Genomic DNA, 21,476 nt, shown 5'->3' with positions numbered 1-21,476 from the left:
TCATGGGTGATCAGCAATACAGCTGTATTGAGCTCTTTATTCAGGTTTTTGATCAATTTCAGAATCTGCGCCTGAATGGTGACATCAAGTGCAGTCGTCGGTTCATCGGCTATCAGCACTTTTGGATCGCACAGCAGCGCCATAGCGATCATCACACGCTGCCTCATTCCTCCGGACAATTGGTGCGGGTAATTCTTCATCAGATCTTCTGCCCGCGGAAGGCCGACCAATTTCATCATTTCGACCGCACGGTTGTGGATCTGCTTTTTCGACCAGTCCGTCTTATGGATTTTCACCGCTTCCTGCAGCTGGTTTCCGATTGTGAATAATGGGTTCAATGAAGTCATCGGTTCCTGGAAAATCATCGCTATGTCATTGCCGCGGATCTGGCGCATTTTCTTTTCCGGCAATTTAGTCAAATCTTTATTCTCGAATAAAATCTCGCCCCCGGTGATTTTTCCCGGCGGGCTGGGCACCAGTCCCATGATCGAAAGTGAAGTTACACTCTTTCCGCATCCGGATTCACCGACAATCCCCAATACTTCGCCTTTGCGTATATGGAAATCGACATTGTCCACCGCTGTTATTTCCCCGTCGTCTGTGAAAAAGGTAGTCTGTAAACCGTTTACCTCTAATACCTTCTCTCTTTCTATCATCTGGGCACCCCTTTTTACACAATAATAATTCTGAACATTTTATTTATTTTAATTATACGTATATTCGGACTATATGCAATAGTTCTTTTTGAAGGACTTGCTGATAAATTTCCGTGGAAAAAATAAAGACAGCCGAAGTTTTTCGGCTGTCTTGTTAAAATCCCTATATTATGGAAGTAATTTTTTATTATTTGAAATGCTGAACCTGGAACAGGTTGTAATAGACCCCCTGCTTTTTCATCAATTCGTCGTGGGTACCCTGTTCAGCCAGTACACCGTGATCGATGACTAGAATCTGATCGGCATGTGTGATGGTCGACAGGCGGTGCGCGACGATCAGTGTCGTACGGTCACTCGCCAGGCGCTCGAGCGAATCCTGGATCAGTGCTTCACTTTCCAGATCCAGTGCTGAAGTCGCCTCGTCGAGTATCAGCATCGGCGGATTTTTCAGGAACACACGCGCGATGGCGACGCGCTGTTTTTGGCCGCCTGATAATTTCACGCCCCGTTCCCCGACTTTTGTATCGTAGCCTTCCGGCAGCATTTCGATGAAATCGTGGGCATTGGCCGCTTTTGCAGCTGCGACCACTTCTTCATGCGTCGCATCGGGCTTCCCCATCAGGATATTGGCTTTGACCGAATCGCTGAAAAGAATGGAATCCTGCAGCACAAGTCCGATCTGATCGCGGAGCGTATGGATGCTGACGTCTTTCAGATTGTGGTCATCCATATAGATGCCGCCTTCAGTAACATCATAGAAACGGGGGATCAACGAGACGATCGTCGACTTCCCTCCGCCGCTCATGCCAACCAGCGCAACGGTTTCTCCCGGCTTCACAGTAAAGCTTATATCGGAGAGAACTTCTGTGCCACCATCATTATAATGGAAGGAAACATTCCGGAATTCCAGTTTGCCATCCACCACTTTCAGATCGCGGGCACCTTTTTTATCCGTGACATCGTAATCTTCGTCGACCAGTTCGAAAACACGGTCCATCGACGCCAGAGACTGGACAAGCGTTGTCGAAGAATTGACGAGGCGGCGCAGCGGATTATACAGCCGCTCGATGTAAGCGATGAAAGCCACCATCGTTCCGAGTGTCAAATTTCCTTGAATGACCTGATATCCGGCGTAGCCGATGACGAGCAAAGGCGCAACATCGGTAATCGTATTAACCACGGCAAATGCCTTGGCATTCCATTTCGTATGGTCAATGGCTTTTTCCAGAAACTGATCGTTGGTGTCGTTGAAAATTTTCTGTTCATGCTTCTCAAGCGCAAAGCTTTTGATGATGCTCATTCCCTGCACACGTTCATGCAGATAACTTTGCACGTTCGCAAGTGCCTGGGAGCGCTCGCGCGTCAAATCGCGCAAACGCCCGAAAAAGTATTTGACGCTCATGGCATAAAACGGGAAGGCAAGCAGTGCAACAATGGTTAGGGAGACATCCATCGACAGCATGATTCCGATTGCAATCAGGATCGTCGCCAGATCCAGCCAGACGTTCATCAGCCCGATCATGACAAAATTCTTCGTCTGTTCCACATCGTTGATGACGCGTGAAATAATTTCGCCGGCACGGGTGTTGGCGTAATACCTGAGGCTCAGCCGCTGAAGGTGTCCGTAAAGATAGCCGCGGATGTCATAGAGGATTTTATTGCTGACATACTGTGCGTAATACTGTCGGAAGTATTCAATCGGCGGACGCAGTAGAAAGAACACAATCGCCGTTCCGCCAAGCCACAGATAAAGCTGTTCCAGTTTTTCCTGGCTGGACAGCGCTTCCGCTCCAATGATGTCGTCAATGACGATTTTGATGAGCAATGGAATAAATAACGGAATCGCGAATTTGAAAACACCTATTAAAATCGTTAAAGCTATTTGCCAATAATACGGCTTTACAAAATGCATGTATCGTTTCATACTGCTGCGTTTCGTGCTGCTCAAAACATCCACTCCTATCTCTCATCAAAATGAAAAACCTGTTGGCTGGCAACAGGTTTCCATTTTATCAACGAATCCGGTTTTGTCTGTGGAATTCATACCGGTCCGTCCATACTTCGATGAAGTCCTGGGCAAATGGGCCTCTGCGCTGCCTAATCCAGCCTATCAGCTTTTCGACATTGCGATAAAGAATCTGGTCAATCACTTCAGGGTAGCCCATCTGCCTTTTATGGTCTTCGTATTCATCTTCATCCAATAATGTGTAAGACATGTCCGGAAACACTTTTACATCCAGGTCGTAATCGATGTATTTCAGGGAACCATTATTATAGACAAATGGCGAACTGATATTGCAATAATAATAGACCCCATCATCACGCAGCATGCAGATGATATTGAACCAATGCTCTGCATGAAAATAACAAATCGACGGCTCACGTGTCAGCCACGTACGGCCATCGGATTCGGTCACCAGGGTCCGTTCATTTGCGCCGATTACAATATTATTCGTCCCTTTCAAAACAGTTGTTTCCTGCCAGACACGGTGGATTCGGCCGTTATGTTTATAGCTGTGGATTTGTATCGTTTCTCCCTCTGCGGGAATCGCCATGTCCATCCCACCTTCTCGTCTAAGCCCTTATATTATCTGCTATTCCAATATTATATCAATCAATTCTGAAAACATACAGCAATACGGCGAAGAAGGCAAAAAATTACATAACGACCGAGCGGCCGCCGTCGACAATGATTGTCTGTCCGCGGATCATATCCGAATCATCCGAAATCAGGAACATGGCGGTTTTGACCATGTCATCAATTTCAACCATGCGGCCTGCCGGTGTATTGACGCGGGCGTCGTTCAGCAGATCTTCACGGTTCGGGAAATGTTTCAGCGCTTCTGTATCCAGTGCACCGCCGGAAACCGTGTTTACGGAAATTCCTTTTGGCGCAAGCTCGACCGCCAGATAGCGCGTGATGGATTCGACTGCGGCTTTTGAAACGCCGATGGTCGTATAATTTTCCAGATAACGGATTGATCCGAGAGAACTGATGCCGACAATCTTGCCGCCTTTATCCATCAGCTTTGCAGCTTCCTGCGCGCCGAACAGCATTGCTTTGGCGTTGATGTTCATCGTCCAGTCCCAATGCGATTCTTCCAGTTCCATGATCGGGCGGAGCACGCCTGATGCCGCATTCGAAACAAAAACATCCAGTCTCCCGAATTCTTCTTTGATCGTCTCGAACATGCCGCGGAGTTTCTCTACATCGCCGACATTCGCTCTGACAAGCAGCGCCTTGCGCCCTCTTGCCTCAACTTCTTTCACTGTGTCCAATGCCGCCGTTTTGCTGCGGGCATAATTGACGACGATATCGTATCCCGCATCAGCAAGAGCAATCGCCATCGCTTTGCCGAGCCCTCTGCTGCTTCCTGTTACCAACGCCACTTTTTGTTCAGCCATCATTAAACATCTCCTCTGTTTTTTAATGCCGTTTTCATTTTTTGAACCGGACCGGCTATCGGCAGCCCTTCCATTTCTTCGGCATTTACCCATTTCATATTGTCGGGAATTTTCAAATCTTCACCTTCGGCAATAAAGCCATCCACGTTCCATGTTAAATGAGAAAAGACATGTTTGAAAGAAGTAATTTTCTCTGCCTTCGCCACAAGTCCATTAAACTGCTCCGATAAACGTTCTTCGACTTCGTTTGCAGCGATGCTTTCCGGAACTTCCAGCAGCGGAAACTGCCACATATTCGCCAGCAGTCCGCTCGACGGCCGCTTTTCCATCAACAGAGAGTCGCCGCTCCGAACAGCTGCCATGACATAATTGACCGCTTTACTTGCTTTCGCTTTGGTTTTCACTGGCAATTCATGCTGGCGTCCTTCATGAAATGCCGTACAATGCTCACGGACCGGACATAACAGGCATTTCGGGGAAGTCGGTGTGCAAATGAGTGCACCCAGCTCCATCAATCCCTGGTTGAATGCCGAAGGATCTTCATGACTGATCAGTCCTGTAACCGCTTCTTCAAATACTTTTCGCGTTTTCGGTTTTGCGATATCTTCTTCGATCAAAAGAATTCTCGAGAGCACACGCATGACATTGCCGTCGACTGCATGCTCCGGAAGACCGTAGGCAATGCTCAGCACTGCCCCTGCCGTATACGGGCCTACCCCTTTCAATGAGGATATTTCCTGACGGCTCTCCGGGACCTTGCCGCCGTATTTTTCAGCCACTTCCCGGACACCGGCCTGAAGGTTGCGGGCGCGTGAATAATAGCCGAGCCCTTCCCATTGCTTCAATAGAACTTCTTCTTCCGCAACAGCGAGGTCATTTAATGTCGGAAACTTTTCGATAAAGCGTTTATAATAAGGAATCACTGTATCCACACGTGTCTGCTGAAGCATGATTTCAGATATCCAGATCTGGTAAGGATCTGCAGTGCGTCTCCAGGGCAAATCTCTTTTTTCTGCGTGGAACCAGTTTATGAGGTCATTTTGAAACTGCTTTTTTTCAATAGTAATAACGGTACCCTCCATTGGATTTAGATTATTTCAGTTAAAACTAGGGTATGTAATCAATAGCAGCGTCAGCCTTTTAACAATAAAGTGCCGGCGCCAATAATTTTTAGAAGGGGGATGAGACGGTGGATACAGGCACACATCTCGTCATGGGCATCGCCCTCGGCGGCCTCGCAATGGCCGATCCGGCAGTTGCGAATGATACCGTAACCATGACAGCAGTCATCGCAGGAACCATCATCGGCTCGCAAATCCCGGATGTAGATACGATTTTAAAATTGCGGGACAATGCCGTTTATATCAGACATCACAGAGGAGCCACCCATTCCATTCCGGCGGTTCTTTTTTGGCCGATTTTGCTGACTGCGGCTCTGGGCCTCATCTTTCCGGAAGTGAATCTTCTTCATCTGTGGCTCTGGACATTCCTCGCCGTGGTGCTGCATGTGTTTGTGGATATTTTCAACTCTTACGGAACTCAGGCTTTGAGGCCTTTCTCCAATAAATGGATTGCTCTGGGCGTCATCAATACATTTGATCCGATCATCTTCGGTGCCCATGTCATCGCATTGATGATCTGGGCGTTCGGCGCAGACCCGGTGTGGACGATCAGCATCTTATATGTTTTGCTGGTGTTCTATTACCTTTCACGTTTTGCGCTGCAATCGGCCATTAAACATGCCATCCGCAATACATTGCCAGGTGCCACAGAAATTTTCGTGGCGCCGACGATGCGTTATTTCCACTGGCGAATCGCGGCGGATACGGATCGCCACCATTATGTCGGCCGTGCTTATGGGCGCACCATCAATTTCTATGATAAGTTCATGAAAAAGCCGATGCCCGAAAACGAGCTGATCCAGACCGCATTGAAAGATAAGAATCTCGCGGCTTTTGTTTCATTTTCCCCTCTGTACCGCTGGGAAATCAATCAATACGGAGATATTTACGAAGTCCGGCTGATCGATCTGCGCTACCGCAGCAATGATTATTATCCATTTGTGGCAGTTGCCCATCTCGATAAGGATTATAAAATCCTCAATTCCTATACTGGCTGGATCTTCAGTGAAGATAAACTTCGGAAGAAGCTGGATTACAGCCATAACTAGATGGAATCACAAAACGCACACTCAGGTGGTGTGCGTTTTGTGATTCTTCAACACTTGCTCAGTCTTCCAGCAGATGGGCATATTTCGGATTGCTGGCCGCGAATTCATGGATATTTTCACCGTAGCTTGCAATCCACTGGCGGACGACTTTCTCAACGACTTCGGTTCCCTGGTAATCGTACCCCGCTTTTGCGTACGACGACTCGAAGTCGGAAGCAAGCAGCTCAATCCACGTGCGCGCTTTTTCTTCTGTGATATTCGGATTTTTTTCCTGAAGTTCAGTGGTTAATTGTTCGATGACTTCTTTCATTTTTTACTTCCCTTCTTTCAACGGACGCAGCATGGAAATCGGCAGCGCTTCTGTAAACTTGTCGCCACCAAGGCGGTAGCCCCATGCAAACCGGCCCTTGAGATAGTCAATTTGAAAATAGACATTCGGGTCTCCTTCAATTCGGTAAACTTCCCCTTTTTTGAAATCTTCGGGATCGAGCAGATAAGAGGCCGCCATAATGGCTTTGCGCTCCAATACGGCAAATTCGTTCACGATGCCAAGTTGCTCAGCTTTGCGTGCTTTTTCTTTCAACCGCGCGATTTCTGAGCGCAGTTCCTGTTCGTTCATCTGGCTGTAGCGTTTTTCTTCACTCATCTTCGTTCTCCTTTTTCTCTAAATATTCATTGATGACTTCTGCAGGAAATCCTTTTTGGTAGAGCCCCTGCTTCACTTTCGATTTCAAATCATAGCCGGTCAGTTTGCTGCTGTACTTGCGCCACAGTTTATCGCCTTGCTCAGCGACACTGTCCGTCCATTCGTCTTCGTCTTTTTCCAGCTCCAGATCTGCCACAGCCTGCTTGATGACTGAATAGGAATAACCTTTGCGCATAAGGGAATCGCTGATTTTCTGTTGAATCTGTCTGGGTGTCTTCATTTTTTCCTTGGCAGCGATTTTTTCTGCAAGCTCTTTCGCCAGCTCTACCTGTTCTTCTTCTGAATAAGAATCCAGCACATCTTTTTGCACTTGTTTATCAATCCCTTTCTTTTGCATATCCTGCTGGATCGCCTTTGGCCCTTTTTTTGATGTTTTGATCTGAGTCAGCATCAAAGCTTCCGAAAAGGCACGGTCATCAAGAAAGTTCAATTTATATAATTTTTCAATCGCTTCGTCTATCACGGCATTGCCGTATTCTTTTTCTTTCAGCTTCTGGCGCACTTCATTTTCGCTGCGCATCCGGTAGCTGAGAAAATCGAGTGCCTTATTGAAGGCTTTTCGGACTTCATCTTCGAAATTCATTTCTTCGATGGTCCATTGGTCCAGTTCTTTGCCTTTTGTCAATTGATACCTGATGAGCACCGTTTCATCGACACTGAAAGCAAACTTTTCCTCCAGGAAAATATTATAGCGTTCCGGATTCTTTTTTCCCTGTGTGATTTTCGTAATAATCGGCATTCAACGGCACCTCTCTTCCTCCTTCAGTATAACCTTTTGACGGCTTAAATGCATCGATTCGGGGTACTATATAGGAAATGGAGGCGATGGCATGAAAATAGCAATCACTGGAGGAACCGGTTTTGCCGGCAAGGAAATGTCGGACTTATTCCGTCAGCAGGGTCACGAAGTTTTTATATTGACGAGAAAGCCGAAAACGTCCCGGGACGGCCTGCACTATGTCGAATGGCTGACTGACGGGGCAATGCCGGAGCTCGAACTCGCGGGTGTGGACGCGTTCGTCAATCTGGCGGGTTCGTCGATCAACGATGGCCGCTGGGACGAAGAACAGAAAAAATCGATTTACGTGAGCCGCGTTAATGCAACAACCGAAGTGCTGCGCATTATCCGCGCAATGGACGTAAAACCGAAAGTGCTGGTCAACGCAAGTGCAGTCGGGCTCTATCCCGCTTCGACCGAAAAATCCTACACTGAAGAATCGCTTGAAACCGGCGATGATTTTCTGGCGAAGACCGTCATCGAATGGGAACGGCTCGCAAATGGTGCAAAAGAAATGGGCGTCCGTGTGGCGATTGGCCGTTTCGGCATCATCCTTGGAAAAAAAGATGGCGCTTTGCCATTGATGGCGCTTCCTTATAAACTTTTCGGCGGCGGCACAGTGGGCTCCGGCAGGCAATGGCTGTCATGGGTCCATGTCAGAGACGCGGCGCGGGCGATTTTATTTGCCATTGAAACGGAAGAGCTTGAAGGTCCGTTCAACGTCACGGCTCCCTACCCGAAACGTATGAAGGAATTCGGCAAGGAAATCGCCCATGCGCTGGGGCGGCCTCACTGGTTCCCTGTTCCTGAATTCGCATTAAAGGCCGTTCTCGGCGATAAAAGCCGCCTCGTTCTGGAAGGACAGCGTGTGCTGCCGGAAGTGCTGCAGCAGCAAGGGTTTGAATTTTCCTACCCGGACCTGAGATCGGCCCTGGCTGATATTTATAAATAGCGTTATAATGTACGGATGACCAAACGAAGGACGTGTTAAGAATGAATGAAAAACCAATTATGGAAACAGGCCAGAAATTTCCGCTGACGATCAAGAGGCTTGGCATCAACGGGGAAGGCATCGGTTTTTTCAAGCGCAATGTCGTATTTGTGCCCGGCGCATTGCCCGGCGAGGAAATTACAGCCGAAATCACTTCGGTCAAACGGAATTTCGCGGAAGCCCGCATTGTGAAAATGCGCCAGACTTCGCCTCACCGCCAGACTCCTCCCTGCCCCGTTTACGATGCATGCGGCGGCTGCCAGCTGCAGCATCTAAAGTATGACCAGCAGCTCGTTGAAAAACGGGATCTGGTTGTGCAGGCGATGGAACGTTACTTGAAAGGCGTCGATGTGAAGATAGAACCGACCATCGGCATGGAAGATCCGTGGTATTACCGCAATAAAAGCCAGTTCCAGACCCGGCTGAAAGGCTCAAAAGTCATTGCCGGACTGTTTGCAGAAGGGTCCCATCAATTGCTGGATATCGAGCAGTGCATCGTCCAGCATCCGGATACGACGGTCATCACCAATTCCGTGAAACGGATTCTGGAAGACATGCGCATTCCGATCTATGACGGCAAAACCATGCAGGGCATCATCCGGACAATCGTTGTCCGCACGGGTGTTGAAACCGGTGAAATCCAATTGGTGCTGGTGACGACCCGGGCAAAAATCCCGAAAAAAGAATTATTGATTGAAAAGCTGAAAGACCTTGATGTCAATCTTGTTTCGATTGTGCAGAATATCAATAGTGAAAAAACATCCCTGATTTTTGGCGACGAGACGATTACTCTGTATGGCAAAGACACCATCCATGAAAAACTCGGAGAACTTGCGTTCGACCTTTCAGCGCGTGCATTTTTCCAGCTGAATCCGAAACAGACAGTCAGACTTTACGACGAAATCAAGCGCGCTGCTGAACTTACCGGCACAGAAAAAGTCGTCGATGCCTATTGCGGCGTCGGAACAATCGGCTTATGGCTCGCAGACGGCGCCGGCGAGCTTCGCGGAATGGACGTTATACATGACAGTGTCGTCGATGCAAAAGCCAATGCGAAGAACCAGGGAGTGAAAGCGAAGTATGTCACTGGCACCGCTGAAAAATGGCTGGATGTCTGGAGCAGGGAAAATTTTGTGCCTGACGTGCTGACTGTTGATCCGCCGCGCACCGGCCTCGCCGATTCACTGCTGAAAACAATTCTGGCTGTAAAGCCAAAACGTTTCGTCTATACGTCGTGCAACCCTTCGACGCTGGCGAAAGATCTGCAGCAATTGACGAAAATCTACCGTATCGAATACATCCAGCCTGTCGATATGTTCCCGCAGACAGCGCAGGTTGAATCTGTTACGAAACTGGTATTGAAATAAGAAAAAGGACTTCCGGAATTTTTCGGAAGTCCTTTTTCTTATGTGTGGGTTTATTCCACAACAGGTTCTTTGATTTTATTGCCGCGAAAAGCGATGATGGTGAAAATGATCAGCAGCACCGCCGTAATCAGCAGCAGGAAACTCAGTTCCTCTGTCAGGTCGAGGAATAATCCTCCCATTATGGGACCGGCCAGACTGCCGATGCTGAAAGCGATGCCGCACAGCAGGTTGCCGGTCGGCAGCAATTCCCTCGGCATGAGATCCGCCATATAGGAAATGCCGAGCGAGAATGTGGAGCCGACGAACATCCCTGCCAGGATGAAGAACGCGAGGGTAACCCAGGCATTCGATTCAAAAAAGCTGGCGGTCCCGAATGCTGCAGCCCCGCCGAACAGTGCAAGCAGCAGCACTTTTCTTCTGCCGATGCGGTCGCTCAATTCGCCGAGTGGCAATTGAGTTGCAATGGCTCCGAGAGAAAAAGCGGCCAGCATAAAGGACACCATCGTGACGTCAATCGATTGCCTTAGCGCATAGACAGGATAGATTGCGTTCAGCGAAGCTTCCAGGAAACCATAGCCAAGAGGCGGAAGAAATGCGAACCAGCCGATGAAGATAGCTGCTTTGAAACGTTTCACTGTTCCACTGGCAGTCATTGCGCTCGTGGTAGTTTCCGGAAAATCATTTTTCAGGAAGAACACCAGTAACCAGGCTGTCAGACACAGTAAACCCGAGATGATGAACGGCAGAGCTTCAAAAATATTCACCAGTGGAACAAATAAGGGGCCGGCACCGAAGCCGATACTGAAGGACATGCCATAAATCGCAATGTTTCTGCCCATCCGGTTTTGCGGTGATGTACTGGTGATCCAGGTTTGTGTTGAAAAATGCAGCGCCTGATCGCCGATGCCGATCAGAATACGAAGGAAAAACCAGAAAAGCACCGATTTCCACAGCGGAAACAGCAGCAGAGACAGTACGACCAGCGCGCCGCCGAAAATGATGATCGGCTTGAATCCGAAACGCCGCAATTGAGGTTCCATGAAAGGTGCAATTACTAAAGTACCTATGTATAATCCGGTGGCGCTGAGGCCATTTAAAGCAGATGAAACTCCGTCCTGCTCGAAAATAACGGCGATGAGCGGCAGCAGCATTCCCTGTGAGAACCCTGAAATTGAAACGATGGCGACCAGAATCCAAAAACGCCCATTGTCGCTACCCAAGAATTTTTTCATGATGACTCCTTCCAGTAAGCATGTTTTTTTGTATTTGAAACGAGTTCAGATACAATTTTAGCATAAGGAGGAGATGAAATATGAAATTTTCAATGACAGAACATGGTTTTTCAGGCGATTTGCCTTTTGGGGAGCTCACCGTTTCCTCAAATGACGAATACGGCTTCCGGCCGTATCAGCTGCTGGTGGCTTCTCTCGCTGTGTGCAGCGCGGGGGTCATGCGAAAGATATTGGAAAAACAGCGCATGCCGGCTGACGATATACAGGCGGAAGTGAAAGATGTCGTCCGGATTGATGAAGAGGCAGGCCGAGTTGCGAAGGTGCATCTTCACTTCACAATCAAAGGGGCGGTTGATGCTTCGAAGATGGACCGTGTCATGGAGCTTACCAGAAAAAATTGCTCGATGGTCCGTTCTGTGGAAGATTCAATTGAAGTAGTCGAAACTTACGAACTCCTGTAAACCCAATAAAAGCTCAGTCGTTATCTGGAAAATCAGATTACGGCTGAGCTTTTATGTTTCGTTGTCATTGTTGTTTTTTCTCATAAGACCATTTTTTCGGCTATTGCCGGTGAAATGTTCGAACCCCCTCCTTTATTTACTGACTGATGATTGGTTTCGAGTTTTCATTATGGCCTCCTTTCTATTGATTAACATTAAATTAACACAATATTCCGTCTATGTAAACAATCAAAACTGTACTTTTTATTAAATCGCCTCTTTTGCCTGTTCCTTCATTGAAATTTCAACTGATTTCAGCTACGATAGAGTGCGAAATGAGGTGTATTGTATGGGTAAATCCATTACAGATAAGGAACAGCAAGTAAGTTATATGAAACAGCGTTTGAGCATGTTTCTGGAAGTCCTTGATTCCATTGAACCTGAAACGGCTGAACTGGAAGATATCGACCGCCTGATTGAAATGGTGGATGAACTGGACGGCAAGATGCAGCAATTTAAAAACCGGCCTGACAAAGAGCCATCATAAAAGCCAGCCTTTCCTGAATTTGAACTTTTCAGGAGTGGCTGGCCTTTTTATATTCCTTCTTATTTACATTGCGCCTCATCTGCATGACGGCGTTGATCTGCCCCCCTACCATCAGCAGAATGGCGGATACATAGAGCCAGAGCATCATCATGATAACGCCGCCGATACTGCCATAGGTCGCGGAATAATTGGCGAAATTATTGATGTAGACCGAAAAGCCGAAAGAAACGGCCAGCCAGCCGATTGCCGTAAATGCCGCTCCCGCAAATACGGAAGGGAAATCCAGTTTAACGTTGGGAGCTGCCCAATAAATTACCGATGCCACGGCAAATATGATCAATGGTGTAATTGAAAAACGCAGCATTTCCCAGGTTTCCAGGAATCCTGCTTCAAGGCCGAAGATAGAGAATATGAAAATTCCAATTTGACGGCCGAAAATCGGCAGGACCAGTGCAATCAGCAAAATAAAAATCATTAAAACCGTTGTGATGATCGACATGGCTCTGGCCACCAGAATGGGCCGGCTTTCCTCCACCCCATAGGAGTGGTTCAACGATTTAATAAGTGCATTCATGCCCAGGCTGGCAGACCAGACGGTGGCGATCAAACCAAAGGAAAGGAGGCTGCGGTTTTCCTTGGTCAGGATCTCATTAAGCGTTTCCTCAATCAGCAGATAAATTTCAAAAGGCACAACATCTGCCATGAACGAATAGATCTGTTCTTCCCCAATATTTAAATACGGAAGAAGCGTAATAAGAAAAATCAATAATGGAAAGATAGACAACAGGAAAAAGAACGCTAATTGCGCTCCAAGTCCTGTGACATCCACATCATTGATCCGTTTCCATAATTCTTTCAGAAAACCCGAAAGCTTCGTAACGTCATTTTTTGAATCCAATACTTCCGGACTTTCCTGTTGCGTGTTTGATCCGGTGTTTTTCGAAGTTTTTAGGGAATTATTGTTTTTTCCCATATTCCGCATCGCGGTTCGAATTTCCATCTGACGAGCTGCTGTTATTGCCGGCCACTGTAGACGTAGCAGACGGATTCTCTTCCTTCAATGCCGATTTGACATCTCTGGTCGAATCAACAACAGCATCTTTCGTATCAATGAAAGCTTCTCTTGTATCTGCAACCATTTCCTTCACTTGCGGAGTCAATTCTTTCAATTCATTGACCTTTTCCCCTACATAGGAAGCGTCTTCAGAAACGCGCTCGTAAAGGTTCTGGAATCTGGTTGCCTGCTGCTGAACAGCAGATTTCAATTCATCTTTATTGCTGGCGTAATATTTCGCGTTCTCTGAAACTCGTTTCGATTTCTGCATAACATCATTTCGTGTGTTGCGGTCGAATAATGAAATGATAACTCCGACTGCAGCACCTACTAGTAATCCTGTCATTAATTTGTTTTGGCTCATCCTGAATTCCTCCCAAAAAATAGTTTGTTCTGACGTGTCTTTTGAATTTTTCCCTAATCTCCTTAAATTTAAACTTCCCTATATTTAAATTTTAAAATAATGCTTGACTAAAGGTTAAAACTTTCGGAATATTGTATCAACGGGAGGTGTGATATTATTTCACTAAAACAGAAATACACAAACAAGGGGGAAGATTGATGGAAAGATTTGAAGAGATATTGGGCACGATAAGCGGCTATGTTTGGGGAGTACCGCTTCTCGTCTTGATCGTTGGTACCGGAATTTATCTAACAGTACGTTTGGGATTTCTTCAGCTTCGCTTATTGCCTTATGCACTTAAATTGACTTTTACTAAAGGCGTCGATAAAGAATCCAAAGGTGATATTTCGCATTTCCAGGCACTGTCGACTGCAATGGCTGCAACTGTCGGTACCGGTAACATCGTCGGTGTCGCGACAGCTGTCGTACTCGGCGGACCGGGAGCTGTCTTCTGGATGTGGCTTTCCGCGTTCTTCGGGATGGCAACGAAATACGGTGAAGCCGTACTCGCTGTCAAATACCGTGTCACCGATGCAAAAGGGCAGATGGCCGGCGGTCCGATGTATTACCTGGAGCATGGCCTGAAGCAGAAATGGCTTGCTGTGCTGTTTGCCATTTTCGGTGCCATTGCGGCATTCGGAATCGGAAATATGACACAATCCAATTCTGTGGCATCGATTGTTGATGATACGTTCGGACTGGCTCCTTGGGCTACAGGACTTATTCTTACTGCTTTTGCCGGATTGGTCATTTTAGGCGGAATCAAGACCATCGGTAAAGTTACCGCATTCTTTGTTCCTTTCATGGTTTTGTTCTATGTTATTGCCGGATTGATCATTATGGTCATGAATTTCGACCTGATTCCAGCAGCTGTCGGCACGATTTTCAGTGCCGCGTTTACGGGTGAAGCCGCTGCCGGCGGTGCAATCGGTGCCGCAATCCGTTACGGTGTTGCCCGCGGGGTATTCTCCAACGAAGCCGGACTCGGTTCTGCACCGATTGCAGCTGCTGCTGCAAAAACGGATATGCCTGGCCGTCAGGCATTAGTGTCGATGACACAAGTGCTGTTTGATACATTGATCGTTTGTTCGATTACAGGAATCACAATCGTCATGTCCGGTCTGTATACACAGGAAGGTCTTGAAGGAGCACCGCTTACAAGTGCCGCTTTCGGCCAGTTCCTTGGAGGCGCCGGTCCTTATGTCGTTGCATTGGGGCTGATTTTCTTTGCTTCTTCCACAATTATCGGCTGGTCTTACTACGGCGAGAAATGTTTCCAGTATTTATTCAAGAATCCAAGTCTGCTGGTTGTGTATCGCGTGCTTTTCGTCGCATCAGTCTTCCTTGGCGCTACAGCTTCACTAAGTGTCGTCTGGACGTTCTCTGACGTCATGAACGGCTTGATGGCTGTTCCGAACTTAATCGGCCTGTTGGGTCTGTCCGGAGTCATCATCTTCGAAACGAAGCGAATTGTGGAGAAAGCAAAAGAAGAAAAAATTGCGAAGGCAAAATTGGCACGCTCCGGAAATTGACTTTCTTTTTGATAAATGAAATGATAAGGCATACCATACCGAAAGGCAGGAACCCATCATGGATTTATCAAAACAGTCTCCAGAGAATGTTAACTTTATGATCGAGGAAATAAAATCGAAATTGCGCATGGTCAATGTCGATGCGATGAAAGCCGAACATTTCAACGCTTCCCAGTATGAAGATTTGCGTGACCTGTACGAAATGGTCAACAAACGCGATAATATTACACCAAATGAAATGCAGGCCATCGCGCAGGAACTTGGCTCGCTGCGCAAGTAAAGAAAAGCGATTGGGAACAAACGAAAGCCCCTGAATTTTTTCAGGGGCTTTTGTTATGAATTCATTTTCATTGATCAGTCAGGTTTCCTGTATTGGGCGATATACCAGCCGCCTTCTTTGATGACCGTATGGATGCCGAGCATCTCGAGACCCGCCAATTCCCCCCACTCACGCAGCTCTTCGCGTGTCGGCAGGCGGTACAGGTTATCGAAAGAGGAGAAAAAGCTGTTGAAGACATTGGCAAACGGCGGGTCGTCGCTGCTGCCGGCAATCGGTGTCACCATCGACAGAATCCCGCCTGGGCTGACCCAGCCTGCCAGTTCATAAATCAGCGCCGCCCGTTTTTCCAGATCGATATAATGCAGCACGTTATTCATCATCACCATATCATATGGCTGCTTTGGCTTGTAATTCCACAGGTCGGCATTTTCAATTGCAATATTTTCATCTTCCGCTGTCAGCTGCTTTGCTTTTTCTGTTACTTCTTCGCTGATTTCGATGCCCGTAAATTGTGTGTCCGGGAATTTACCCGCCAGTTTTTTGATGTAGCCCGCTTCCCCGCAGCCTATATCCAGGACGGACCGGATATCATTTTCACGTATTCGTTTACCCATTTTCGGCATTGCCAGCACTTCCAGCAATCTGCTCGTTTCTGCGACAGTCGGCGCGTGCTTTTCTTCATCAAAATGGAGACGGTTGCTGGTGCGCATCATTTCCGGATATTGCAGCAAAGTGGGAATGTGAAGTTCCATCATTTCTTTCAGCAGGACGCCGGCGGAATTATTGCCTTTCGCTTTCGGAAGCTTCCAGACACTGCCCAATTTATAGCGTCCTCTCCCAGCTTCCTTGAGGTGGCCGATGGAAACACCTACCGCCACCCACTGCTCGAGCAGATTTTCATCCAGGCCGTATGCATCTGCCACATCCGACTTGGCCATGGGGCGTTCGAACGCTTTGAAAAGATCGAGTTCATATCCCACATAAGCATGCCAGCTGTACAGAAATGGTTCATTCCTTTTCATATACATTCTTGCTTTAAACATTTTCATCACATCTATCATCGCAATCCCTCATCTTTCCATGGATAATCGTCTTCCTGTGTATAATATCTCAGCTCTTTTTTTTCATTCGGGAGATTCCTCAAACGCACAGGCATGATACCTCCCTGAATAAAACGGTCGCGCACATTTTCCTTCCACATGCCAAGACCCGAGACATTGAGCATCTGTTTAAAATGAAGGATTGGATCTTCTTCCATCCGTTCAAAGGTCCTTTGCCGCAAAAAACTTACCGGTTTAAACGGATAGGAATAGGCGAGTGCTGCAAGATGGCTGAGCTGGAGCACATGTTCCGCCCGTTTATAGCGGACCTTCTCGTACCATTTTAAATTCTTCGGATTCTTTTTATAGCGGCTGATCATATCAGCCGTCAGCTCCCCGAGGATGTCCGCATCCTGGATTGCCATATTCATCCCTTCACCCGCCATCGGATGCACAGCATGCGCCGCGTCGCCGATAATCGCTTTATTGTCTTTGACGTAGAACGGCGCATGAAACATGACAGGAATCATCAATTGAATCTTTTTCCAGTCTTTCAGCTGCTGGACATAGCCGTCCATAGCCGGTGCGAGGTCTGTATACAGTTTGTGGAAATGGCTGATGGGCTTTTCCCTGAGCTCTTTATAATCTCCTTCCGGAATCAAATAAACCGAACGGACCTGATTATCCGGCAGGGGAAATAATCCGAGAAAGCGATTATATGTAGAAATGATCTGGCCATCCGTGAAATTTTCCGGTCTGGGAAAAGACACGGTCAGGAAATGATGGTTATATGTGCTTTGTTTAATCTCAATATCCATATGTTTTCTGGTAACCGAAGCCCTGCCTTCTGCCCCGAAAAAGAAATCAGCTTCCACTTCAAATTGTTCTTTGCCTGATTTCAGCAAAGCTTTTTTATCGGTATAGCCTGTGCAGGATGTTCCGACCAGATAGTGAAAATTCTTGTATTCAGCAGCTGCCTTCAATAAAATCTCTTTCAGTTCTTCATGATGCACCATGAAAGCCGCATTGTATTTGCCGGGCAGTACACTGTAATCCATGAACGACTGGTCCCTCACCTGCAGTGAGCTGGATAATTCAAGCATGTCGAGGATTTTTATTTCATTGCCGCGGGCTGTGATTTCGTCATACATGCCGAGACCATCAAAGATCTGCATGCTCTTGGGCTGCAGCAGCTCCCCTTTATAGGTTGGCGCTTTCGCTTTCAGACGTTCAGCCATCACCACGTCGACATCCCGCTGAACGAGTTTAAGGGCCAACGCCAGGCCGCCGATGCCGCCGCCGCTGATAAAGACTTGTGTTTTCATCCGACTCAGCTCCTCTTTACTGTATTCCTCAAACATCCCTTCTAAAAACCTGCAAATTTTACCGGGCAGGCATTGCGGATTATGACTGAAAATTGTTACTATATAGAGAGATGAGAGGAGAGATACATTTGACATCATTGAATGATAAATTGACAAGCTATGCGGAACTGGCAGTGAAAGTCGGCGTCAATATCCAGCCGAATCAGCAGCTGTACATAGCAGCTTCGATTGAAGCGGCACCGCTTGTAAGACTGATTGTAAAGAAAGCATACGAAACAGGAGCGAAACAGGTTTTCGTCGACTGGAATGATGATGAAGTATCACGTCTGCGCTTTGAAATGGCACCGGAAGATTCGTTTTCGGAGTTTCCTTCGTGGAAAGTCCAGGAACGCGAACAATTGGCGGAACAAGGCGCTGCTTTCATGAGCATCGTTTCACAGAGCCCCGACCTCCTGAAAGGCATCGATTCGACACGCATCGCCGCTTCTCAAAAAGCCGCGGGCCAGGCACTGAGCAAATACCGTCAATATGTTCAATCCGATAAAATCAGCTGGACCGTCATTGCTGCGCCTTCGAAAGCATGGGCAGCGAAAGTGTTCCCGGAACTTCCGGAAGAGCAGCAGGTTGACGCGTTGTGGGACGCAATCTTCAAAGCCGTCCGCGCAGACCTGGAAGATCCGATTCAGGCGTGGAAAGAGCATGACAAATTGCTGCACACCAAAGTGGATTATCTGAACAATAAAAAATACGCCAAACTGCATTACACTTCTCCTTCCACTGATCTGGAAGTCGTTCTACCGAAAGGCCATCTGTGGTGCGGAGCCGGTTCAACCAATGAAAAAGGCGATGCTTTCATGGCCAATCTGCCGACCGAGGAAGTTTTCACTGTTCCGCAGAGAGACGGCGTAAACGGTTATGTGTCGAGCACAAAACCGCTCAGTTACGGCGGCAATATCATCGATGGCTTTAAAGTCACATTCGAAAACGGCCGCATCACGGAAGTCGCAGCGGAACAAGGCGAAGATGTCCTGAAACAGCTTGTCGACACGGACGAAGGTTCTCATTATTTGGGAGAAGTGGCACTGGTGCCGCACAAATCGCCGATTTCAGCTTCAGACATCCTGTTCTACAATACGCTGTTTGATGAAAATGCCTCCAACCACTTTGCGATTGGAAGCGCGTACGCTTTCTGCATCGAAGGCGGCAAGAAAATGTCTTCCGAAGAATTGCTTGCCCATGGCCTGAACCAAAGCATCACCCATGTCGATTTCATGGTCGGTTCTGAAGTTATGGATATTGACGGTATTTTGGAAGATGGCACACGTGAACCGGTTTTCAGAAACGGCAATTGGGCATTCTAAAACTCAATAATTCGACACTTAATCTTTTATCTTTTATCATGTATACTTAGATATGATAATTAAAGTCAAGAGAGGAGTTTTCAGCATGCTTGAACAATTGGTTACTGTTTTGGGCTTTATGGTCGTCATCTTCTTATTTTTCTTTACACTTCTCCATTTCCTTGGAAAAGAATTGCATACGCATGATGCAGAACATATAGATCCAAAACCAGATGAAAAATATTAAGCACGTCCCGAAAGCAGGCTTTTATTAAAAAGCCTGTTTTTTATTATTTAAAATGACTGAAAGATTACAATTCGGATACATTTCTTTTGCAGATCGATTACAAATTATATCTAAGGTCCCTTAAATTATAGGTTCTTCAAGTCAATAGACCCTCGTTATATTGCAAACAGATAAACTTTGAAAAACGGCCCAAAATTGCCGTGGTAAAATTCAAAATGGACTTGTTTTATATTAGGAGGAGTAAGAGTATGTTTTCTTCATCAGATATCGGAATTGACCTGGGAACCGCAAACGTTCTTGTATATACAAAATCAAAAGGCATTATTTTAAATGAACCATCCGTCGTCGCGCTGGATACAAAAACCGGAAAAGTGATTGCCATGGGAGAGGAAGCCAAGGCGATGATTGGCAAAACCCCTGCTTCCATCCGTGTAGTCCGCCCTCTGAAAGATGGCGTGATTGCAGATTTCAATGTAACTACTGACCTGCTCAAATTGGTTATGCAAAAGGCAGCCAAACAATTGGGTGCTGCTTACCGCAAGCCGAATGTCATGATCTGCACGCCATCCGGTGCGACTTCCGTTGAACGCCGCGCCATCCATGATGCCGTCAAACAAAGCGGAGCGAAAAGTGTCCATTTGATCGAAGAACCGGTGGCGGCGGCGATTGGCGCAGACCTTCCAGTCAGCGAACCGATTGCCAGTGTTATCGTTGATATCGGTGGAGGCACAACTGAAGTCGGCATCATTTCTTTTGGCGGCGTCGTGTCTTCCAACACAGTAAAAGTTGGCGGAGACCGCATGGACGAGGACATCATACAATATGTGCGCAAGCATTATAATGTGCTGATCGGTGAAATCACTGCCGAGAAGATCAAAAAAGAAATCGGTTATGCTCTCATTCCACATAAAGCGGTGACCATGGAAATACGGGGACGCGATATCATGACCGGCCTGCCGAAAACGGTCACGCTGACGTCAACGGAAATTCAGGAAACGTTGAAGGAACCGCTTTTGTCCATCCTTGAATGTATCCGTGCCACTCTTGAAAATTGCCCGGCTGAACTGTCAGGTGACATTGTTGACCAGGGCGTAGTCATCACTGGCGGCGGCTCGTTGCTCAACGGTATGCAGCAATGGCTTTCCGAAGAAATTTCTGTTCCTGTCCACATGGCCCCTGAGCCTCTCGAATCTGTAGCGGTCGGAACAGGTCGCTCGCTTGTTATGATGAGTAAACTTGATAAAATTTCAAAATGATTTAAACGGGAAGCCCAGTGCTTCCTTTTTTTATTTGTTTTTACATGAAAATAGTCAACTGCCCGGTTTTCATTTAAAATAAAAGACAGCAAACATTAAGGAGTGGGTAATGTGTCGATGCTGAACGAAATATTGGACTACAATAAGAAATTTGTTGATGAAGAAAAGTATGAGCAATACCGCACCACCAAATTTCCGGATAAAAAAATGGTGATTCTGACGTGCATGGACACAAGGTTATTTGAACTGCTGCCGAAATCCATGAACCTGAAAAATGGTGATGTGAAAATCGTCAAATCGGCTGGCGCTGTCATCAACCACCCGTTTGGCGGAATCATGCGCAGCCTGATGGTTGCAATTTATGAACTGAATGCAGCTGAAGTCTACATAATCGGTCATCACGACTGTGGGATGGCGGCCATTGAGCCTGATAAAATCCTTGAAAAGATGAAAACCAGAGGAATCAGTGAAGAGACAATTGATATGATGCGCTATTCCGGCGTTAACCTGGATGAATGGCTTGGCGGGTTTGATGATGTGCAGGAAAGTGTCCGGCACAGCGTCAATATGGTGCGCCACCATCCATTGATGGATGCCGGCGTGCCTGTTCATGGCCTTGTCATCGACCCGAGTACGGGCAAACTGGACCTTGTAGTGGACGGAAATAAAAACTGAAAAAAAACCGCTGAGAAATTTCTCAGCGGTTT

The 21,476-nt window shown here is 47.1% G+C and carries 24 protein-coding genes; 11 read left to right on the top strand and 13 right to left on the bottom strand.

What is annotated here, in order from left to right; translation table 11 throughout:
• The 5 genes from KW93_RS07375 to mutY all read right to left on the bottom strand — a co-directional run.
• On the bottom strand, positions 1 to 656 hold a 656-nt coding region (locus KW93_RS07375), incomplete at its 3' end, for an ABC transporter ATP-binding protein (RefSeq protein WP_033542345.1).
• Positions 657 to 843: 187 nt separating this feature from the next.
• Positions 844 to 2,568 carry an ABC transporter ATP-binding protein gene (locus KW93_RS07370; protein ID WP_052131504.1) on the bottom strand — a complete coding sequence of 575 codons (1,725 nt, stop codon included), beginning with the start codon at positions 2,566 to 2,568 and terminating at the stop codon, positions 844 to 846.
• Between the two features lie 100 nt (positions 2,569 to 2,668).
• Positions 2,669 to 3,211, bottom strand: coding sequence for a nucleoside tri-diphosphate phosphatase (gene ntdP, locus KW93_RS07365; RefSeq protein WP_033542344.1), 543 nt, complete (start codon positions 3,209 to 3,211; stop codon positions 2,669 to 2,671).
• Between the two features lie 103 nt (positions 3,212 to 3,314).
• Positions 3,315 to 4,061, bottom strand: coding sequence for an enoyl-[acyl-carrier-protein] reductase FabL (gene fabL, locus KW93_RS07360; protein WP_033542348.1), 747 nt, complete (start codon positions 4,059 to 4,061; stop codon positions 3,315 to 3,317).
• Between the two features lie 2 nt (positions 4,062 to 4,063).
• Positions 4,064 to 5,062: an A/G-specific adenine glycosylase gene (gene mutY / locus KW93_RS07355; protein WP_033542347.1), complete on the bottom strand. Its 999-nt coding sequence runs from the start codon at positions 5,060 to 5,062 to the stop codon at positions 4,064 to 4,066.
• A gap of 188 nt (positions 5,063 to 5,250) precedes the next feature.
• On the opposite strand from mutY, the gene KW93_RS07350 reads away from it, so the two are divergent.
• Entirely contained in the window at positions 5,251 to 6,231 is a 981-nt protein-coding gene (locus tag KW93_RS07350; RefSeq protein WP_033542343.1) for a metal-dependent hydrolase, read from the top strand.
• A 58-nt stretch (positions 6,232 to 6,289) separates the two neighbouring features.
• On the opposite strand, the gene KW93_RS07345 is transcribed toward KW93_RS07350, so the two are convergent.
• Genes KW93_RS07345 through recX form a run of 3 tightly spaced genes read right to left on the bottom strand, consistent with a single transcriptional unit; the run spans position 6,290 to position 7,676 of the window.
• On the bottom strand, positions 6,290 to 6,541 hold the full coding sequence (locus KW93_RS07345; RefSeq protein ID WP_033542342.1) for a YfhJ family protein: 252 nt from the start codon (positions 6,539 to 6,541) through the stop codon (positions 6,290 to 6,292).
• Between the two features lie 3 nt (positions 6,542 to 6,544).
• Positions 6,545 to 6,877, bottom strand: a complete 333-nt coding sequence (locus tag KW93_RS07340; RefSeq protein ID WP_033542341.1) for a YfhH family protein — start codon at positions 6,875 to 6,877, stop codon at positions 6,545 to 6,547.
• Positions 6,870 to 7,676, bottom strand: coding sequence for a recombination regulator RecX (gene recX, locus KW93_RS07335; RefSeq protein WP_033542340.1), 807 nt, complete (start codon positions 7,674 to 7,676; stop codon positions 6,870 to 6,872). Before recX ends, KW93_RS07340 begins: the two co-directional genes overlap by 8 nt.
• A gap of 91 nt (positions 7,677 to 7,767) precedes the next feature.
• On the opposite strand from recX, the gene KW93_RS07330 reads away from it, so the two are divergent.
• Both KW93_RS07330 and rlmD read left to right on the top strand, forming a co-directional pair.
• Positions 7,768 to 8,667, top strand: a complete 900-nt coding sequence (locus tag KW93_RS07330) for a TIGR01777 family oxidoreductase (protein ID WP_033542339.1) — start codon at positions 7,768 to 7,770, stop codon at positions 8,665 to 8,667.
• Positions 8,668 to 8,708: 41 nt separating this feature from the next.
• Complete coding sequence (gene rlmD, locus KW93_RS07325; RefSeq protein WP_033542338.1) at positions 8,709 to 10,073, top strand: 23S rRNA (uracil(1939)-C(5))-methyltransferase RlmD; 1,365 nt, start codon at positions 8,709 to 8,711, stop codon at positions 10,071 to 10,073.
• A 50-nt stretch (positions 10,074 to 10,123) separates the two neighbouring features.
• Here rlmD and KW93_RS07320 read toward each other — a convergent pair whose 3' ends face one another.
• On the bottom strand, positions 10,124 to 11,305 hold the full coding sequence (locus KW93_RS07320; protein WP_033542337.1) for an MFS transporter: 1,182 nt from the start codon (positions 11,303 to 11,305) through the stop codon (positions 10,124 to 10,126).
• Positions 11,306 to 11,385: 80 nt separating this feature from the next.
• On the opposite strand from KW93_RS07320, the gene KW93_RS07315 reads away from it, so the two are divergent.
• Together KW93_RS07315 and KW93_RS07310 are read left to right on the top strand one after the other, a co-directional pair.
• A complete protein-coding gene (locus tag KW93_RS07315; protein ID WP_033542336.1) occupies positions 11,386 to 11,766 on the top strand; it encodes an OsmC family protein in 381 nt (126 codons plus the stop codon).
• A gap of 328 nt (positions 11,767 to 12,094) precedes the next feature.
• Positions 12,095 to 12,292 carry an SE1561 family protein gene (locus tag KW93_RS07310; RefSeq protein WP_033542335.1) on the top strand — a complete coding sequence of 66 codons (198 nt, stop codon included), beginning with the start codon at positions 12,095 to 12,097 and terminating at the stop codon, positions 12,290 to 12,292.
• A gap of 28 nt (positions 12,293 to 12,320) precedes the next feature.
• On the opposite strand, the gene KW93_RS07305 is transcribed toward KW93_RS07310, so the two are convergent.
• Both KW93_RS07305 and KW93_RS07300 read right to left on the bottom strand, forming a co-directional pair.
• Positions 12,321 to 13,292, bottom strand: coding sequence for a YihY/virulence factor BrkB family protein (locus KW93_RS07305; protein ID WP_235318383.1), 972 nt, complete (start codon positions 13,290 to 13,292; stop codon positions 12,321 to 12,323).
• Positions 13,249 to 13,710, bottom strand: a complete 462-nt coding sequence (locus KW93_RS07300) for a YtxH domain-containing protein (RefSeq protein WP_033542334.1) — start codon at positions 13,708 to 13,710, stop codon at positions 13,249 to 13,251. Before KW93_RS07300 ends, KW93_RS07305 begins: the two co-directional genes overlap by 44 nt.
• 197 nt (positions 13,711 to 13,907) lie before the next feature.
• Between KW93_RS07300 and KW93_RS07295 the strand changes: the two genes are divergently transcribed.
• Complete coding sequence (locus KW93_RS07295) at positions 13,908 to 15,281, top strand: alanine/glycine:cation symporter family protein (RefSeq protein ID WP_033542333.1); 1,374 nt, start codon at positions 13,908 to 13,910, stop codon at positions 15,279 to 15,281.
• Between the two features lie 58 nt (positions 15,282 to 15,339).
• Positions 15,340 to 15,561, top strand: coding sequence for a DUF1128 domain-containing protein (locus tag KW93_RS07290; protein WP_033542332.1), 222 nt, complete (start codon positions 15,340 to 15,342; stop codon positions 15,559 to 15,561).
• A 74-nt stretch (positions 15,562 to 15,635) separates the two neighbouring features.
• Here KW93_RS07290 and KW93_RS07285 read toward each other — a convergent pair whose 3' ends face one another.
• Both KW93_RS07285 and KW93_RS07280 read right to left on the bottom strand, forming a co-directional pair.
• Positions 15,636 to 16,622 (bottom strand): class I SAM-dependent methyltransferase, encoded by a 987-nt coding sequence (locus KW93_RS07285; RefSeq protein ID WP_033542331.1) that lies wholly within the window; start codon positions 16,620 to 16,622, stop codon positions 15,636 to 15,638.
• A complete protein-coding gene (locus KW93_RS07280; protein ID WP_033542330.1) occupies positions 16,619 to 17,926 on the bottom strand; it encodes an FAD-dependent oxidoreductase in 1,308 nt (435 codons plus the stop codon). Before KW93_RS07280 ends, KW93_RS07285 begins: the two co-directional genes overlap by 4 nt.
• A gap of 128 nt (positions 17,927 to 18,054) precedes the next feature.
• Here KW93_RS07280 and KW93_RS07275 point away from each other — a divergent pair, with 128 nt between their 5' ends.
• The 4 genes from KW93_RS07275 to KW93_RS07265 all read left to right on the top strand — a co-directional run bounded on the left by KW93_RS07275 (position 18,055) and on the right by KW93_RS07265 (position 21,444).
• Positions 18,055 to 19,287 carry an aminopeptidase gene (locus KW93_RS07275; RefSeq protein WP_033542329.1) on the top strand — a complete coding sequence of 411 codons (1,233 nt, stop codon included), beginning with the start codon at positions 18,055 to 18,057 and terminating at the stop codon, positions 19,285 to 19,287.
• An 85-nt stretch (positions 19,288 to 19,372) separates the two neighbouring features.
• Positions 19,373 to 19,513, top strand: coding sequence for a hypothetical protein (locus KW93_RS17615; RefSeq protein WP_162835043.1), 141 nt, complete (start codon positions 19,373 to 19,375; stop codon positions 19,511 to 19,513).
• 248 nt (positions 19,514 to 19,761) lie between these two features.
• Positions 19,762 to 20,769 carry a rod-share determining protein MreBH gene (gene mreBH / locus KW93_RS07270; protein ID WP_033542328.1) on the top strand — a complete coding sequence of 336 codons (1,008 nt, stop codon included), beginning with the start codon at positions 19,762 to 19,764 and terminating at the stop codon, positions 20,767 to 20,769.
• A 111-nt stretch (positions 20,770 to 20,880) separates the two neighbouring features.
• A complete protein-coding gene (locus KW93_RS07265) occupies positions 20,881 to 21,444 on the top strand; it encodes a beta-class carbonic anhydrase (RefSeq protein WP_033542327.1) in 564 nt (187 codons plus the stop codon).
• Positions 21,445 to 21,476 lie beyond the last annotated feature (32 nt).

The sequence above is a fragment of the Planococcus sp. CAU13 genome (assembly GCF_000775575.1).
Taxonomy (GTDB): Bacteria; Bacillota; Bacilli; order Bacillales_A; family Planococcaceae; genus Planococcus.
Note: the sequence above shows the minus strand (reverse complement) of the source record. Positions and strands in the feature narration are given on the sequence as shown.

What these genes read in the sequence shown, in the direction of transcription:
- KW93_RS07370 (WP_052131504.1), bottom strand. Translation starts at nt 2,568, where the DNA reads ATGCATTTTGTAAAGCCGTATTATTGGCAAATAGCTTTAACGATTTTA.
- ntdP (WP_033542344.1), bottom strand. Translation starts at nt 3,211, where the DNA reads ATGGCGATTCCCGCAGAGGGAGAAACGATACAAATCCACAGCTATAAA.
- fabL (WP_033542348.1), bottom strand. Translation starts at nt 4,061, where the DNA reads ATGGCTGAACAAAAAGTGGCGTTGGTAACAGGAAGCAGCAGAGGGCTC.
- KW93_RS07345 (WP_033542342.1), bottom strand. Translation starts at nt 6,541, where the DNA reads ATGAAAGAAGTCATCGAACAATTAACCACTGAACTTCAGGAAAAAAAT.
- KW93_RS07340 (WP_033542341.1), bottom strand. Translation starts at nt 6,877, where the DNA reads ATGAGTGAAGAAAAACGCTACAGCCAGATGAACGAACAGGAACTGCGC.
- recX (WP_033542340.1), bottom strand. Translation starts at nt 7,676, where the DNA reads ATGCCGATTATTACGAAAATCACACAGGGAAAAAAGAATCCGGAACGC.
- KW93_RS07330 (WP_033542339.1), top strand. Translation starts at nt 7,768, where the DNA reads ATGAAAATAGCAATCACTGGAGGAACCGGTTTTGCCGGCAAGGAAATG.
- rlmD (WP_033542338.1), top strand. Translation starts at nt 8,709, where the DNA reads ATGAATGAAAAACCAATTATGGAAACAGGCCAGAAATTTCCGCTGACG.
- KW93_RS07320 (WP_033542337.1), bottom strand. Translation starts at nt 11,305, where the DNA reads ATGAAAAAATTCTTGGGTAGCGACAATGGGCGTTTTTGGATTCTGGTC.
- KW93_RS07315 (WP_033542336.1), top strand. Translation starts at nt 11,386, where the DNA reads ATGAAATTTTCAATGACAGAACATGGTTTTTCAGGCGATTTGCCTTTT.
- KW93_RS07310 (WP_033542335.1), top strand. Translation starts at nt 12,095, where the DNA reads ATGGGTAAATCCATTACAGATAAGGAACAGCAAGTAAGTTATATGAAA.
- KW93_RS07305 (WP_235318383.1), bottom strand. Translation starts at nt 13,292, where the DNA reads ATGGAAATTCGAACCGCGATGCGGAATATGGGAAAAAACAATAATTCC.
- KW93_RS07300 (WP_033542334.1), bottom strand. Translation starts at nt 13,710, where the DNA reads ATGAGCCAAAACAAATTAATGACAGGATTACTAGTAGGTGCTGCAGTC.
- KW93_RS07295 (WP_033542333.1), top strand. Translation starts at nt 13,908, where the DNA reads ATGGAAAGATTTGAAGAGATATTGGGCACGATAAGCGGCTATGTTTGG.
- KW93_RS07290 (WP_033542332.1), top strand. Translation starts at nt 15,340, where the DNA reads ATGGATTTATCAAAACAGTCTCCAGAGAATGTTAACTTTATGATCGAG.
- KW93_RS07285 (WP_033542331.1), bottom strand. Translation starts at nt 16,622, where the DNA reads ATGATAGATGTGATGAAAATGTTTAAAGCAAGAATGTATATGAAAAGG.
- KW93_RS07280 (WP_033542330.1), bottom strand. Translation starts at nt 17,926, where the DNA reads ATGAAAACACAAGTCTTTATCAGCGGCGGCGGCATCGGCGGCCTGGCG.
- KW93_RS17615 (WP_162835043.1), top strand. Translation starts at nt 19,373, where the DNA reads ATGCTTGAACAATTGGTTACTGTTTTGGGCTTTATGGTCGTCATCTTC.
- mreBH (WP_033542328.1), top strand. Translation starts at nt 19,762, where the DNA reads ATGTTTTCTTCATCAGATATCGGAATTGACCTGGGAACCGCAAACGTT.